12 protein-coding genes are annotated in these 15,837 nt (G+C 39.7%); 2 read left to right on the top strand and 10 right to left on the bottom strand.

All coding sequences use genetic code 11. The features are described from left to right. Nucleotides 1–121: 121 nt before the first annotated feature. The 6 genes from PYS60_RS03200 to PYS60_RS03175 all read right to left on the bottom strand — a co-directional run bounded on the left by PYS60_RS03200 (nt 122) and on the right by PYS60_RS03175 (nt 7,082). A complete protein-coding gene (locus PYS60_RS03200; protein ID WP_315570793.1) occupies nt 122–472 on the bottom strand; it encodes a hypothetical protein in 351 nt (116 codons plus the stop codon). A 144-nt stretch (nt 473–616) separates the two neighbouring features. Continuing rightward, entirely contained in the window at nt 617–2,176 is a 1,560-nt protein-coding gene (locus PYS60_RS03195) for a hypothetical protein (protein ID WP_315570791.1), read from the bottom strand. Nucleotides 2,177–2,459: 283 nt separating this feature from the next. Further along, nucleotides 2,460–2,900, bottom strand: coding sequence for a hypothetical protein (locus PYS60_RS03190; RefSeq protein WP_315570790.1), 441 nt, complete (start codon nt 2,898–2,900; stop codon nt 2,460–2,462). Between the two features lie 223 nt (nt 2,901–3,123). Beyond that, nucleotides 3,124–5,049, bottom strand: coding sequence for a lysine--tRNA ligase (lysS, locus tag PYS60_RS03185; RefSeq protein WP_315570789.1), 1,926 nt, complete (start codon nt 5,047–5,049; stop codon nt 3,124–3,126). A 25-nt stretch (nt 5,050–5,074) separates the two neighbouring features. After that, nucleotides 5,075–5,554: a transcription elongation factor GreA gene (greA, locus tag PYS60_RS03180; protein WP_315570788.1), complete on the bottom strand. Its 480-nt coding sequence runs from the start codon at nt 5,552–5,554 to the stop codon at nt 5,075–5,077. Nucleotides 5,555–5,573: 19 nt separating this feature from the next. Beyond that, the gene (locus PYS60_RS03175) at nt 5,574–7,082 is read right to left on the bottom strand and encodes an IMP dehydrogenase (protein ID WP_315570786.1); all 1,509 of its coding nucleotides are present in this window, start codon (nt 7,080–7,082) and stop codon (nt 5,574–5,576) included. A 176-nt stretch (nt 7,083–7,258) separates the two neighbouring features. Between PYS60_RS03175 and trkA the strand changes: the two genes are divergently transcribed. Continuing rightward, a complete protein-coding gene (gene trkA, locus PYS60_RS03170; RefSeq protein WP_315570784.1) occupies nt 7,259–8,641 on the top strand; it encodes a Trk system potassium transporter TrkA in 1,383 nt (460 codons plus the stop codon). After that, the gene (locus tag PYS60_RS03165; protein WP_315570782.1) at nt 8,638–10,092 is read left to right on the top strand and encodes a TrkH family potassium uptake protein; all 1,455 of its coding nucleotides are present in this window, start codon (nt 8,638–8,640) and stop codon (nt 10,090–10,092) included. The genes trkA and PYS60_RS03165 overlap by 4 nt, the downstream gene beginning before the upstream one ends. A 38-nt stretch (nt 10,093–10,130) precedes the next feature. On the opposite strand, the gene PYS60_RS03160 is transcribed toward PYS60_RS03165, so the two are convergent. From PYS60_RS03160 to PYS60_RS03145, 4 genes are all read right to left on the bottom strand, one after another. Next, nucleotides 10,131–11,963, bottom strand: a complete 1,833-nt coding sequence (locus tag PYS60_RS03160; protein WP_315570780.1) for an ABC transporter ATP-binding protein — start codon at nt 11,961–11,963, stop codon at nt 10,131–10,133. A 2-nt stretch (nt 11,964–11,965) separates the two neighbouring features. Next, nucleotides 11,966–13,690: an ABC transporter ATP-binding protein gene (locus tag PYS60_RS03155; protein ID WP_315570778.1), complete on the bottom strand. Its 1,725-nt coding sequence runs from the start codon at nt 13,688–13,690 to the stop codon at nt 11,966–11,968. A gap of 144 nt (nt 13,691–13,834) precedes the next feature. Continuing rightward, the gene (locus PYS60_RS03150) at nt 13,835–14,791 is read right to left on the bottom strand and encodes a DMT family transporter (protein ID WP_315570776.1); all 957 of its coding nucleotides are present in this window, start codon (nt 14,789–14,791) and stop codon (nt 13,835–13,837) included. Between the two features lie 115 nt (nt 14,792–14,906). Continuing rightward, nucleotides 14,907–15,809 (bottom strand): MetQ/NlpA family ABC transporter substrate-binding protein, encoded by a 903-nt coding sequence (locus tag PYS60_RS03145; RefSeq protein ID WP_315570775.1) that lies wholly within the window; start codon nt 15,807–15,809, stop codon nt 14,907–14,909. Nucleotides 15,810–15,837: the final 28 nt, after the last annotated feature.

Below are 15,837 nucleotides of genomic sequence, written 5' to 3'. Positions count from 1 at the left end.
TTCAAGAATCTCATGTACATCTATCCTATTATACTCAACGTGTAACTCTTTTAACAGCAAAAAAGCACGTCAGCAGCTTGCTGATATGCTTTTATTTTGCCTTCTAACATTTCCTATAAGCTTAACGCTTTAATTCTGTTTTGCTCCCATCAAGGAAGATAAACTCAACCTTTCCATCTTGATGCACGGTTAGATAGTCAACCATGCTCAGCCAGACGTTTTCATCGAACGCTGTTAACAAGTCCTGCTTTTTCAAGTCCTCGATAAAATATTCAACCTCATCGCGCCTCGCTTGCTTTTCAACAATACCGGCTTTGACTTTCTTAAGCCTTGACTCTACCGTATTAAACCTGTTCACTAAACTCGCATATTTTTTCTCATACTCATCCTGATCCTGCAATTTCCGTGCATTTTCATTGATACAGTTGTTAACCTTATCAGCCACGATATTGAGTTCTTCTTCCAGCTTCACTTGCTCATTTTCAAGACTTAAGGTATCAAAATAAGAAAGCTCATCTCAAATCGCACTTAAAATCTAACATACAAAAAATGGCTCTAACATATAGCTAGAGCCACCTTCCAATAAGCAATGCTCGTTACTTAAAACAGACAGTGCCTACTTATTGTTTTCTTCCAACATTTTCTTCTTACGAAGAATTTCAAGTCCGACAATCGAGAAACCTAACGCTGCGAGCAAGCCTGCAAACGATGCTGATTCGCCTGTCTTAGCAATCATACCAATACGCTTTTCAGGCTGCGGCTTAGAATCCAGTGTAGGCGGATTTGAAGTTGGATTCGGCGTAGGCGCTGATGTCTCAGACACTACAGATTTTACTTTAACAGTAAATGTTGTTGTTGCTGTACCGTCTGTGGAAGCAATGCTCAATATATGCTCACCAACAGAAAGTGTATCAATAAACTCTTTCTTCAAGGTAATCTTCGTTGAACCGGCCTCTGCGGTGTAGTATTTACTGTCAACATCCTTGCCATCAACCTGAACCTTAATAAACTTGGCAAAATCTGCATCCGATACAAATGTTGCGGCGTTACCCATAGTTACTTCCTGCTTTGCCCCTGTTTTAATAACATAGGTCGCATACTTTACGGTGACGTTCACATCAATTTCTACTGTATTGTAATGAGTATTATCGGGAGTAAAAACAACCTTTTTGGCAACGGTTCCGACTGTGTTCATAACTTCTGTGCCATCTTTCCAAGTAAATGTGCCTTTGAGCTCTGCACCGTCAGCATCCTTTACAACACCACCTGTTAAGGTCGAAGCGGAAAGTGCATCGCCGATAATGATTTCGGATGCTGTGGGCTTTGTGTCAACAGTTGGTGTATCCTTGACTATATCTATGCCATCTGTAAAACAATGTTCATCTACAGAGACAAGACCACTCTTAATTACTACTTTCCCACCGTTTCGGTTAGCTATCTTACCGCCGGAAACAGTAACACTGCCACTGTTTCCCGTCTGAATACCGCTAATAGGACTGTTCAAAGTAATGTTACCGCCGGTAATGGTGATAGGAGAATCACTGTCACTACCGATTGCCGGTCCTTTTGTTGCAGTCGCATTTACTGTACCGCCGTTGATTGTAATGCTTTTAAAATTTTCACCAATCGCACCGTTTTCTGCCCAGTCAGGACCTGTACAACCGATGGCGTTGACAGTACCGCCGTTGATAACCAGACTACCACCGGACAGTTGAATTCCTGCCTCAAAATCTCCGGCCGTGGCGTTAAAGGTTCCCGTGCCCTGTTCCTGACCCCATATGATCAATGTATCCTCAGCACCCGATGTGCCTGTCATTTTGGATGTCAAAGTTGCGCCGTCTGCGAGAATCAGATTAACCGTTCCAACAAATTTTTTGTATGGTGCAATGGTTGCGGATTTCGTTACGATATACCATGTTTCTTGACCGCTCACACCAATATTTTCACTAATGGTGCCGGATAATACAGTTGCATTAACCGGTGTCTGCGCAACACCTTTGGCATCAACATAAGGAAATGCCGCACCGTTTGCTGCGAGCGCAACCGTCGGCATCATGCCTACCACAAGGAAGCTTGTCAAAATCAAACTTAAAATCTTTCTTTTTATTCTCATAGTGCTATCCTTTATCCTTTTCATTCTCATTTCACCTTTATTTTTTATTTTTATATCTTTCACATATTCAAGTTATTTATATTATCGTTTTGAAAAAATGCATAAAAATAGGCAGAAACACGTACCTATCCATTAGGTATATGCTTCTGCCTATTAAAAAATTCTATGTGAAAAGAGACAGAGTTATGCTGTCTGTCTGTCTGTCTGTCTGTCTGTCTGTCTGTCTGTCAAGGATTTTGTCAGATTTCCCATAGCCTTGTCAACCTTTTATACGTAACTTTTAATACGCTGATTATACAAGATAAATTCAGTGTTGACTAGCCTTTATTTATTCTATATTCGTTGTTTACCCGTCTATTTTTATTACACTCCCATCAAGGAAAGTAAACTCAACCTTTCCATCTTTATGCACGCATAGATAGTCAACCATGCTAAGCCAGACGTTTTCATCGAACGCTGTTAACAAGTCCTGCTTTTTCAAGCCATCAATAAAATATTCAACCTCATCACGCCTCGCTTGCTTTTCAACAATACGAGCTTTAACTTCCTTAAGCCTCGACTCTACAGTATTAAACCTGTTCACTAAACTCGCATATTTTTTCTCATACTCATCCTGGTCCTGCAATTTCCGCGCATTCTCATTGATGCAGTTATTGACCTTGTCAGCTACGATGTTGAGTTCTTCTTCAAGTTTCACTTGCTCGTTTTCAAGACTTGAGGTATCAAAAACAGTTTTTACCATCTCTTTATGCGTTGCGATGATTTCCTGTTTATCTTTAACCAGCATGTTTACGCCTTTAATAAACAGCGTTTGAATCTCATCTTCTTTTAAGTGTGGAGTGGTGCAGTGTTCTTCAAACTTGTGATTACACTGCCAGATTCTCTTCGGTCATAGCCACTGAATAATCGATATACCGTGCTAATTCTTTTTACATCGTGTTCTTACTTACAAATTATAAAAATTAAACCGGGATTCATTACAAACCCCAGTTTAATAATTAGAGTGTTCTTTAATACAACTTCGCTCCGGCCGGAATATGGTCATCAAGCATAATCAACTGCAGCTTCTCTTTTTCGTCTTCCGTATGAATAGCCGAAAGCAACATACCGCATGACTCGATACCCATCATCGCCCGAGCAGGCAAATTGACAATCGCCAACAAAGTTTTACCTACCAGCTCTTCCGGTTCATAGAAAGCGTGGATACCGCTTAATATGGTCCGATCCGTTTCCGTGCCGTCATCAAGTGTAAATTGCAATAATTTTTTCGATTTCGGTACGGCAACACAGGCTTTAACTTTAACAGCACGCAAATCCGATTTACTGAAAGTATCAAAATCAACGAAATCGGCAAATAAAGGCTCGATTTTCACTTTGGAAAAATCAATAGTTTCAGGTAATTTAACCGGCGTTTGTGCAACTGCAGTCGTCTGCTCAGCCGTTTCCGCCTTAGATGTGTTATTCAAAATCTTCATTGTCGGGAAGAGCAACACTTCTCTGATCGAATCTTTATTCGTTAAAAGCATGCACAAACGATCAATGCCGATACCCAGACCACCTGTAGGAGGCATACCATATTCCAGCGCCTCGCAGAAATCCTCGTCAATAATATTAGCTTCATCGTCACCGGCTTCTCTTTTTTTAGCTTGTAAAGCAAAACGTTCTCTCTGATCTTCCGGATCGTTCAATTCCGAATAAGCATTACCGAATTCTTTACCGTGAATAAACAATTCGAAACGTTCAGTCAAATTAGGTTGTCCCGGCTTTTTCTTGGTTAACGGAGAAATTTCCAAAGGATAATCATAAATGAACGTCGGCTGTTCCAAATTTTCTTCCACATATTTCTCGAAGAAAGAATTGATAATATCGCCTAAACCGTGTGAAGGCAAAACTTCAATCTGATGCTTGGCCGCAATCTCTTTCGCCACGGCAAAATCCTTAACATCATGAAAATCTTCACCTGAGAATTGCTTAATAGCATCGAGCATGGTTAAGCGTCTGAAAGGCGGAGTTAAATCAACTTCCTTATTTTCCCACATAACTTTAGTTGAATTATACAATTTCAACGCCAGATGAGAGATCAAGGATTCCGCCAATTCCATCATGCCGAACAAATCGGTATAAGATTGATATAATTCCATCATTGTAAATTCAGGATTATGTCGATTATCAATACCTTCATTGCGAAAATTACGTCCGATTTCATAGACACGATCAAAGCCGCCGATAATCAAACGCTTCAAATACAATTCCGGCGCAATTCGCAAATACATATCAATATCCAACGCATTATGATGGGTAACGAAAGGACGTGCGCTTGCTCCGCCGGCGATAACATTCAAAATCGGAGTTTCAACTTCCAGGAAATTTCTGCCGTCCATAAAACGACGAATTTCCCGAATGAGAAGCGAACGTTTGACAAAAGTATCTTTAACATCCTGATTGGCAATCAAATCAACGTAACGTTGACGGCAACGCAATTCCACATCCTGCAGGCCGTGAAATTTATCAGGCAACGGACGTAAAGCTTTGGCTAAGAGCACATACTCCATATTACGTAAAGTAATTTCTCCCGCCTCAGTCAACATAACTTCACCGCTGACTCCGACAATATCGCCGATATCCAATTTCTTCCAATCTTCGTAAGCGTCATCGCCCAAAACATCTTTACGTGTATAGACTTGAATTTTACCGGTAGAATCCATTAAATCGGAAAAATTAACTTTACCCATACCGCGTTTGGCCATAATACGTCCGACAAGTTTAATATTTTTGCCGACAAAAGAATTATAATCAGCCTTAATATCCTGTACCAGATTTGTACGCTCATATTTGGTTATGACAAAAGGATCCTTACCGCGAGCCTGCAAATCGTGTAACTTGGCTCGTCTTATTTCTATTTGCTCACTTGTTGATTTGTTGTTCTGCTTATCCATATTCGCTCCTTCTCGCACTTATTGCTTATTTACGAGAAATACTTGTAATTTTGTACTTAAATATACCGTAAGGTGTATCAACTTCAACAGTTTGTCCCTTTCGTTTGCCGATTATGGCCTGGCCGACAGGTGAATCGGAGCTGATTTTATTGGAGAAAATATCCTCTTCCGCCGTACCTACGATGTTATACTCTTCCGTCTCACCGGATTCAACATCCTGTAACTTAACTGTCGTACCGATTGCTACTTTATTTCTGTTGGCATCCGTGTCTTCGACAACTTTAGCGTACTTAAGAATATTCTCCAATTCCAAAATGCGCTGCTCATTCTCACTTTGAGCCTGTTTGGCTTCATCATATTCCGAATTTTCACTCAAGTCGCCGAAGCCGCGAGCAATCTTCATTCTCTCGGCAATTGAAGAACGTTCTTCAACTTTGCGTCTGTCCAACTCTTCTTTCAAACGATTGACGCCTTCCTGCGTCATCTCATAAAATTCTTCTGCCATACTTTCTCCTCTTATCTCCTTATAAATCTACACTTTGACTGTTCTTAAGAATAACATCATGTGCGCCGCCTTCAACAATACTTGTTGCCGAAACACGGACCAGACGCGCCTTGGCCTGCAATTCAGGAATGGTCAAGCTGCCGACCGAACACATTGTAGCTTTCATTTTAGCCAAGCTGTTGTTAACATTCAATGCCAACGAACCGGCATAAGGCACGTAAGAATCGACACCTTCTTCAAAAAGCATACCGCCTTTATTGTTGCCTTCATCATACCGTTGCCAATTTCTGGCCCTATTGGACCCTTCACCCCAATACTCCTTGACGTATTTACCGCCGACCACCATGCGTTTGGTCGGGCTTTCGTCAAAGCGGGCAAAATAACGGCCCAGCATAATAAAATCGGCACCCATAGCTAAAGCCAAGGTCATATGATAGTCATGCACAATACCGCCGTCGGAACAGATGGGAATGTAAACACCGTTCTTTTCGTAATAAGCATCACGTGCCCGGGCGACGTTATAAACTGCTGTAGCCTGGCCGCAACCGATACCTTTCGTTTCACGTGTAATACAAATTGAACCGCCGCCGATACCGACTTTGATGAAATCTGCTCCGGCATCAGCCAAATAATTAAATCCGTCAACATCCACAACATTACCGGCACCTACAGGTATATTAGGATAATTATGTTTAATCCATGAGATAGTTTCATACTGCCATTCGGAGAAACCGTCTGATGAATCGATACATAAAACATCGACACCGGCTTGAACCAATAAAGGTACACGCTCTTTATAATCTCTTGTGTTGATTCCGGCTCCTACCAGTAAACGTTTGCGTCGATCCAGTATTTCGTTGGGATGATCTTTGTGGGAATCATAATCTTTTCGGAAAACCAGTCCGACTAAATTTCCTTTTTCATTAATAATAGGTAATTGGTTAAGCTTATGCTCCCAGATGATATCATTCGCCTCAGTCAGAGAAACACCTTCCTTTGCCGTCACCAGGCGGGAAATCGGTGTCATCAAATCCTTGACTTCAGTATTCATCGCCGTTCGACTTAATCTGTAATCACGCGAAGTCAATAAACCCAATAATTTACCGCTGTTCGTACCGTCACTTGTAATAGCAATAGTTGAATGCCCTGTATTATTTTTCAATTTTACCGCATCTTCCAATGTGTTATTTTCCCGCAAATTGGAATCACTGCTGACAATACCGGCTTTATAACTTTTGACCAGGCGAACCATTTCAGCTTCGCTCTCAGCCGACTGTGAACCGTATATAAATGATAATCCGCCTTCTTTGGCTAAAGCGATCGCCAGCGTATGATTGGATACAGCCTGCATAATAGCCGAGACTAAAGGAATATTAATAGATAACGCCTGTTCTCTTTGCCCCTTTCGATAACGGGTAATGGCAGTCCGCAGACTGACATTCTGGCTCTGACAAGCTTGTGTAGTTAAATTGGGAATTAACAAATACTCGCTGAAAGTATGCGATTCTTCTTGAAAAATGCGTGCCATTTTGCCTCCTAAGCAATATAAAGCGTAATTTGTGTCAATTTGTTTTATAGAGTAACACAAAGGAGCTGAATATTAAAGCTTTCATCTGAAAAATCAGGTATAATATAGCTTAAGTTTTTGGTGCTTGCGTTAATTTTACGGCGAGCTCTTTCATGTTATTTGAAGGATGTTTTTTTATGAATATTACAATTGTCGGCGGAGGTAAAGTCGGGGAAACGTTATGTCAGGATTTGGCTGCAGCTAAGCATGACGTTACCTTAATCGACACGGATGCCGATTTGATTTCCAAATTGATTAATTCATTTGATATCACCGGCTTTGTCGGTAACGGTGCTTTATATGATGTTCAAAAAGAAAGCAATGTGGCGGAAGCTGATATCTTTATTGCCGTCTCGCCGCAGGACGAAACCAATTTGATTGCCGCTTTAACGGCCAAATATCTCGGTGCCAAAAAAACTATTGCCCGCGTACGTAATCCCAATTACACTAAACAAGCTAATTTTTTACGCAATAAATTGGGAATTGACATGATCATTAATCCTGAATTGCAGGCAGCCAGGGATATTGCCGGAAATTTACAATTTCCGCAGGCAAGCAACGTTGAACAATTTGCCCACGATCGGGGCTATTTATTAAACCTGAAGTTACCTTTTCAAAGTCCGATTATCGGGCTTAATATGGCTGCTGTCCGTAATCGTTTCAACAGCGTTATCATTTTGGCAATCGAACGGAAAGACGGTTCGGTCCTTATTCCCTTCGGTTTGACGGAAATTTGCGAAGGCGATCGTATCTTCGTTACCGGAGATATTAAAGAACTGAATTTATTCTATGCTTATTTAGGCTATAGTCAGACGAAAATTAAAAACGCTTTAATTGTCGGTGCCGGCAAAATTACCAATCACCTTATTCCGCGCTTATTACGCGGCGGAATTGAACCGAAGGTAATCGAAGTTAATCGAACTGCAGCGGAAAATTTAAGTATGACTTATCCCGATATTACCGTAATCAATGAAGACGGGACCAATCAACAAATATTGGATGCGGAACATTTGGCTGATTATGATGTCAGTATTGCTCTTACAGGTATCGATGAAGAAAATTTACTTATAAGCTTATATGCCGAAAAGCTCAACGTAACCAAAGTAATTTCCAAAGTTAATCGGACCAATTTATTGTGTCTGCTGTATCGGGAAGATCATAATCATATTGACAGTCACTCAATTATTACCCCGCGTCTCCTGGTAGCCGATCAGATAGTCCGTTTTGTCCGAGCTTACGGTAATGCCAGCGGTTCGAACGTTGATGCTTTATATCGTTTGTGCGGCGATAAAGTGGAAGTTTTACAATTTAATGTTAAAGCCCATGCAGCCTGTTGTAATATTCCTCTGGCCAATTTGGCAACTAAGAAAAACATTTTAATCGCTTATATTATTCGAGATAATAAACTTATTTTTCCCGGAGGTTCCGATATTATTCAAACAGGAGATAAAGTTTTAATTGTGACTACGCATAAGAATTTCGACGATATTGACGATATTCTCGTCGGAGGAACTGTATGAACCACAGAATGATTAAATTTATGCTGAGCCGTATTTTGTTGCTGTTGGCAGCCTTATTAATTGTGCCTTTAGTAGTGGCCTGTATATATCGGGAAGAGAGCCGGATATTTTTCAGCTTCATTATGTGTATCATTATTTGTCTGATTTTAAGTTTTATCTGGGGGCGGAAAATTCCTCCTATTAAAGAAATTGATACCAAAGAAGGTTTTATTGTTTGCGCTCTTTCCTGGTTTTTATTATCCGGTTTAGGTGCTTTACCCTTTTTCTTCAGCGCCTATGTTCCGAATTATATTGATGCTTTATTTGAAACTGCCAGCGGTTTTACAACCACAGGGTCCAGTATTCTGAACGATATTGAATCTTTACCGCACAGTTTGTTATTCTGGCGCAGTTTTACCCATTTGATCGGCGGTATGGGCGTTTTAGTTTTCGTAATTGCCATCATGCCTAATTCGGCAAGTAATTCGGCCAATGTTAATGTTCTCAAGGCGGAAATTCCCGGACCGATTTTCGGCAAATTATTGCCCAAAATTAAGGATATGACCAGAACTCTTTATCTGATATATTTAGGGATGACAACAATTGTCGTGATTTTACTTTGTCTGGGGAAAATGCCTCTATTCGACGCTCTGATTCACGCTTTCGGTATAGCCGGCACCGGCGGTATGAGCAATAAGGCTCAAAGTATTGCCGCCTATCAATCTCCCTATATTGAATATGTTGTCGGTTTGTCTTTAATCGCTTTCGGCCTTAATTTCAATTTATACTATTTGTTGCTGCTCAAACAATTTAAAGCTTTTTATAAAAATGAAGAACTGCGTTGGTATCTGGGCATTATGCTGAGTGCTATTTTAATAATTTTCTGGAATATCCGTAGTTTATATGACAATCTTGCCGACAGCTTCAGGCACGCTTTCTTTTATGTTACTTCTCTGATGACAAGTGCCGGTTTTTGCACGGTCGATTACACGAAATGGCCGGTACTTTCGCAAACTATAATCGTGCTTATTACCTTAATCGGCGCCTGTGCCGGTTCAACTGCCGGCGGCATCAAAGTTTATCGTATAATTGTGCTTTTCAAAACAATTAAAGCTGAATTAATTCATCTACTTTCCCCCAGACGCGTATATTTTGTCAAAATGGATCGTAAATCTTTGCCTTATGCAACCTACAACAGCATTCACGCTTATTTTGTCATTTATATGTTGGTATTTTTCCTAATTACTTTGATTATAAGTCATGACAGTCCTGATTTTCAGACGGCTTTCGGCGCGACAGTGGCTACTTTTAACAATATAGGTCCGGGCATCGGCGCTGTCGGTCCGAGCGGCAACTTTTCTTTCTATGATAATATTTCCAAGTTAACTTTGACTTTTTCCATGATTGCCGGTCGCTTGGAAATTTTGCCCGTCCTTATTTGTTTCAGCCGTCACGCCTGGAAGCGCGGCTAATTGCCCGGACATCGCCTAAACGGAGGCAAAAAATGACTTTAATCCAACTCCAAAGTGCCATTCCACAAGTGATAATAAATACCCTTTAAGTCTAATAATTGTTTATGGTTACCCGCTTCCTTGATACTTCCCTGATCCATTACCAAAATTTTATCGCAATTACGAATAGTCGAAAGGCGATGGGCAATTATAAGTACAGTTTTGCCTCGCATTAAATTATTCATCGCTTTTTGTACCAGATGTTCCGTACCTGTATCTATTCCTGAGGTAGCTTCATCCAAGATCAGCAACGGCTTATCGGCCAGAATAGCGCGGGCAATACATAAAAGTTGAATTTGTCCGCCTGATAATTCCGTAGCTTCCGGATCAATGAAAGTATCATAGCCTGCCGGCAGCCGCCTGATAAAAGAATCAGCCTGCGCCTGTTCTGCCGCCGCTTCTATCTCCTGCAATGTTGCTTCCGGTCGACTGAAGCGAATATTATCATAAATCGTACCGCTGAATAAATGGCTTTCCTGCAGCACTACGCTCATAGATTCTCTCAATGAGGCTTTCTTTATAGTATTAATATCTATACCGTCATAAATTATTTTGTCGTCCGCAACTTCATAGAAGCGATTAATTAAATTGATAATTGTCGTTTTTCCGGCGCCGGTAGAACCGACTAAAGCTACCTTTTCTCCCGGTTCGGCAGTAAAAGTGATGTCGTGTAATATTTCTTTCTGCGGCTCATAAGCAAAATCTAAATGCTGCACAACAATTTTGCCCTTAATTGTCCGTACTTCAATCTGATTATCCGGCTCATAAATTTTCCAAGCCGGTAATTTTGCCGGTGTGTAAGTCAATTCCACCATGCCTGTATCATTTTCTTCCGGTGCATCAATTAATTTATAAATATGCTCTCCCGCTTTGGCTGCCATAATTAAATTATTGAAATTATATGTTAATTCGATAAAAGGTTCATTAAAGCTGCGCGAAAGTTGTAAGAACGCCGCTAAATTGCCGATAGTCACGCCGTTAGCAGGATTAGTTGCCCAAAAAGCTCCGATTAAAGCTATAAGTACAAATTGCAGATTACCTATACTGCTGATTAAAGGTGCCATACTTTGACCGATAACAGTCGCTTTGATTTGCGAATCGGTCAACTTGTCGTTAATATGCCTGAATTTCTGCAAACAGGTATCCGTTTGATTGTAACTTTTAATAATCTTAATTGCCTGCAGCTGTTCTTCCAGAAAGCCGGTAAGTTCCGTCAAAGATTTCTGCCTCTGCGCAAAGTAAGCGGCGGAATAAGCACCCAACTTTTGACCGACAATATACATAAAAAAGACAAAAGCGAGCGCAAACAAAGTTAATTTCCAACTGAGAAAAAACATCAAACACAGGGAAAAAACAATTTGCAATGTATTTTGCCAAATAACGGCAATTGTCTGCGTAAATAAATTTTGCATTGAAGAAATATCGTTGGTATACATGCTCATAATTTTCCCGACTTGTTGACGGTCAAAATAAGTCATACTGAGTTTCTGCATCTTGGTAAACAGCCGCAAACGCAACTTCAATAAAAATTTCAGACCGATATTAATTAAAGTCAGATTGTAAAAATAGCAGGAATATGTACCGCAGGCAAACAGCAGAAATAAGCTCAACAAAAAGTAATAAAACGCTTGAAAATCACGGCTGTCGGCGGCAAGCATCGGTAAAACATAATTATCCAATAAAATCTTCAAAGAATAAGAAACTGCCGCCAGACTGACAGTACTGACTAAAACCGCCACAGCTGCAAATACTAAGGCTCTGACGTTACCTTGAGAAAAATCGCGCAATAATCTAAGTAAACTTCCAAAAGAAAATTTATCTTTCTTAAGCATTATTAGCAAGCCTCCTTTCTCCCCTGACTTAACATTATTTCCTGATAAACAGCATTATGGCGGGCCAATTCAGCCGGAGTATTGAAATCCTGCATCTGCCCGTTTTGCATAATTAAAGCAAAATCGCACTTTTCCACAGCGCTAATTCTTTGCGTCACTACTATTTTAGTGGCATCGGGTAAGTATTCCTGTAAATTACGGAAAATTTTCGTCTCCGTCACCGTGTCCAAAGCACTTGTTGCATCATCTAAAATCAATATTGCCGGCTTTTTTATGAAAGCACGAGCCAAACATAGACGTTGTTTTTGACCGCCGGAAAGATTAGCTGCACCTTTGGCAATTTCATGCTCGAACTTGTCCTGATAAGAAAAGACAAAATCACAAGCTGCCAATGCGCAAGCCTGCTCCATCTGTTTTTCCGTACAAGCAGCTGCACCTACCTGTAAGTTTTCTTTAATTGTACCGTTAAACAAAAAATTATTTTGAAGAACTACGGCAATTTGCGCATGCAAAAAATCCGGATCGTAAGTTTTAATATCCCGATTCCCGATCTTAATAGTCCCGCCATCGGCATCATAAAAACGCAAAAGCAAATTGATGATCGTGCTTTTACCGCTACCGGTGGCTCCTAATATTGCCAAGCTTTTACCGGCAGGCAAGAAAAAATCCAGATTATTTATTGTCGGAGTATTCTGCTGCTTATAAGAAAAAACGACATGCTCGAATTTAACGGAATTATCCGGCAAAGAAGTAGACGCTGCCGTACTTGGCAAAATTTTCGGTTGAATTTGCATAACTTCCATTATCCGTTTCCGTGCTGCTGCAGCAAAAATATTCATCAGCAAAACAAAAGTTAAATAGAAAAATGCCATAATGATTTGCATGGTATAAAGCATAACAGCTGTAATTTGACCGATTTTCATTTCTCCGAAAACTAAACTTTTACCGCCGGCATAAAGAATAAAAAGGACAACAAGATACACTACCGCATTCATTAAAGGATTAAAATAATTGGCTATTTTTTCAGCTTTAATGTTTATATTACAAATTATTCGGGCAATATTCTGAAACTTATCAATTTCCGCCTGCTCTCTGACATAAGATTTTACGACTTTAATGCCCGTAATGTTTTCCCGCACACACTTATTTAATTCATCATTTTTTTGAAAAAGCTCTTTGAAATAACGATATGCTTTATAAGCTATCAGACCTAAAATCGGCGATAAAACAAACATAAGCAGAATATACATCATCGCTATCTTATAATTAATTCGCCAAGTTAAAAACCAAGCTAAAATTATTAAAATCGGCAGGCGAAAAGCCGACTTCCACGTCAACATCAAAGAAAATTGGATAGTTAACAAATCGCCGGTCAAACGGGTCAATAAACTTGAACTTTGGATTTTTTCAAAATCGGCTAAAGAAATTTGCAAAATATGTTGAAACAGATAGCGGCGCAGATTGGATATCAAAATCGAACAGCCGTAAGCTGTTATAAAAGAAGTCAACAAAGCTGTCAGCAATTCGGCAACAGAAGCTGCCAACAAAGATAAAGCAGTCTGTCCGATATAAGCGGGGTTAAGTTGCAAAACTCCCTGATCAATAACATTGGCCATAACTCCGGGAATAAATAAGGTAAAGAACAGTTCCAAGGCTATCGCCGGCGGCAAAATATAAAGTAAATACTTCGACTTACCTAAAAATGCTGAAAACTTAATCCGCTCCACTTTATTCTCCTTGAAATTCTTCTATTACACCCGACTCTATTATCATTATGAAACAATTTCGTTAAAATTAACATAAATATAAAATTTTTTCAAGTCAAAAATATTGTTACACTCTATTGCAAAATGCCGGCTTTTACATACCTGCTATTCGTGTTGAATTTCGGCTTTCTTAGCCGAATTTTCAGTCTTTATTTGTTTTTCTTTATCAAGTTTTAAGATAAAAATGGTGGACAGTATAAATAAGAATCCGAGATAATCCAACAAATGCAAACGCAAATGCAAAAATAAAGCGCAAAAAACAATGGCGGAAAGAGGTTCCAATGTATTGAGCATGCTCGCTTTAACCGGACCTATTTTATTAATTCCGTACATATAAAAGCTGAAAGCAAAAACTGAACCGATGATAATCAAAGCAGCCATCGGTAAAATTGTCTGTTCATCCCAACTTACAGTGTATTTCCAAGGTTGGCAAATTAAAGACATGGTAATACCGGCAAAAAGCATGCCGTTACAAACTAAAATCATGCTGTTATAACGGCAAAGCAGTCTGACCGGTAACAAAGTATAAACAGCAATTCCTATCCCGCTCAAAATTCCCCAAAATAAAGCGGCTTTCGTAATAATCAACGAACTGAAATCGCCATGTGTCGTAATTAACAAAGTACCGATTAAAGCACAAATTAAAGCCCATGATTCAAATTTTTTCGGCAGACGTTTTTGTCGGATGCACACAAACACCACCAAATAGGAAACTCCCAAAAATTCCAAAATTGTCGCTGTAGCCGCATTGGAATAAGAAATGGCCATCAAGTACGGATATTGGGCTAAACTTAAACCGACAGCACCGAAAAAAATTACTCTTATAAGGTCATACCTGTTGCTCAAAGGTTCAAGAGTTTTGCGCCAACCGTACGTGATAAAACATATTATATACAACAAAAGCGAAGTTAAAATCATTCTTACCGGCGTAACCCATAAAGGCGACATATGGTGGACGGAAAACATGAAATCACAACAAAAGCCAGAAAATCCCCAACAAATTGCTCCCATAATTGTCGACAGCGTACCGGCTGCTGCATTAGAAATTTTTTTATCTTTCATATTACATGCTCCATCAGTGTTTTCGGTACCGGAAAACACCAAGATAAAAAATAACACAACCGGAAACATTATTGTTTCTGATTGTGTTAATAATAATGACGGATTATGCTAAAAGCTATTTATCCAACATAATAACGGAGCCCTTATACTTTTCAGCTACATAATCACGCACAGTTTTGCTGTTCAAAGCCTCAACCAGCTCTTTCAGGCCGGGCAAGTTTTCGTTGCCCTTTTTAACAGCCAGCAAATTAGCAAACTCATTGATGGCATCTTTTGATTTTTCCACTAATAAAGCATCTTTAGAAACATTCAAATTAGCTAAAAGAGCAAAGTTACCGTTAATTACACCGTAATCAACATCCGGTAAAACTTTCGGGACCTGAGCTGCTTCTACTTCTTCAATTTTCAGTTTATGCGGATTTTCCACAATATCCTGCTTGGTTAAATTAAATCCGGCATCCTGCTTCAATTTAATTAAACCGGCACTTTCCAAGAGTCTTAAAGCCCGACCTTCATTGGTACCGTCGTTCGGAACGGCAATTGTAGCACCATCCTTCAAGTTATCCAAGCTTTTTTGTTTGCCGCCGAAAAGGCCGAACGGTTCATAATGAATCTTCTTTAAAGTAACAATATGTGTACCGTTCTTTTCATTAAAGTCTTTCAAGAAAGGTTCATGTTGAAAATAATTGACATCAACTGTGCCGTCTTCAGTTACCTTATTCGGTAAAACATAATCTTCAAAAACTTTAATATCCAATTTAACTCTTTTATTAGTAGAAGAGGCATCCAAAACACCCTGAGCATATTTCAGAATATCGGCATGCGGTGTTGCACTGGCGGCAATTTTTAAAGTCACTGTTTCAACGCCGGACTTACTATCAGTTGCTTTAACCTTTGTTTGGGCAGAAGTTTCAGTTTTCTTCTCTGTGCCGGTATTTTTAACTGATTTTTGGCAAGCTACCAAATTTAAGCCCAAGGCCACAGCTAAAGTTGCTAATAATACTTTTTTTAATTTCATAATCTATCCTACTTTCTTTTTTATGAAC

It is taken from the genome of Amygdalobacter indicium (genome assembly GCF_029101545.1).
Classification (GTDB): Bacteria; Bacillota; Clostridia; order Saccharofermentanales; family Fastidiosipilaceae; genus Amygdalobacter; species Amygdalobacter indicium.
This window is presented reverse-complemented; position numbering and strand designations above follow the sequence as displayed.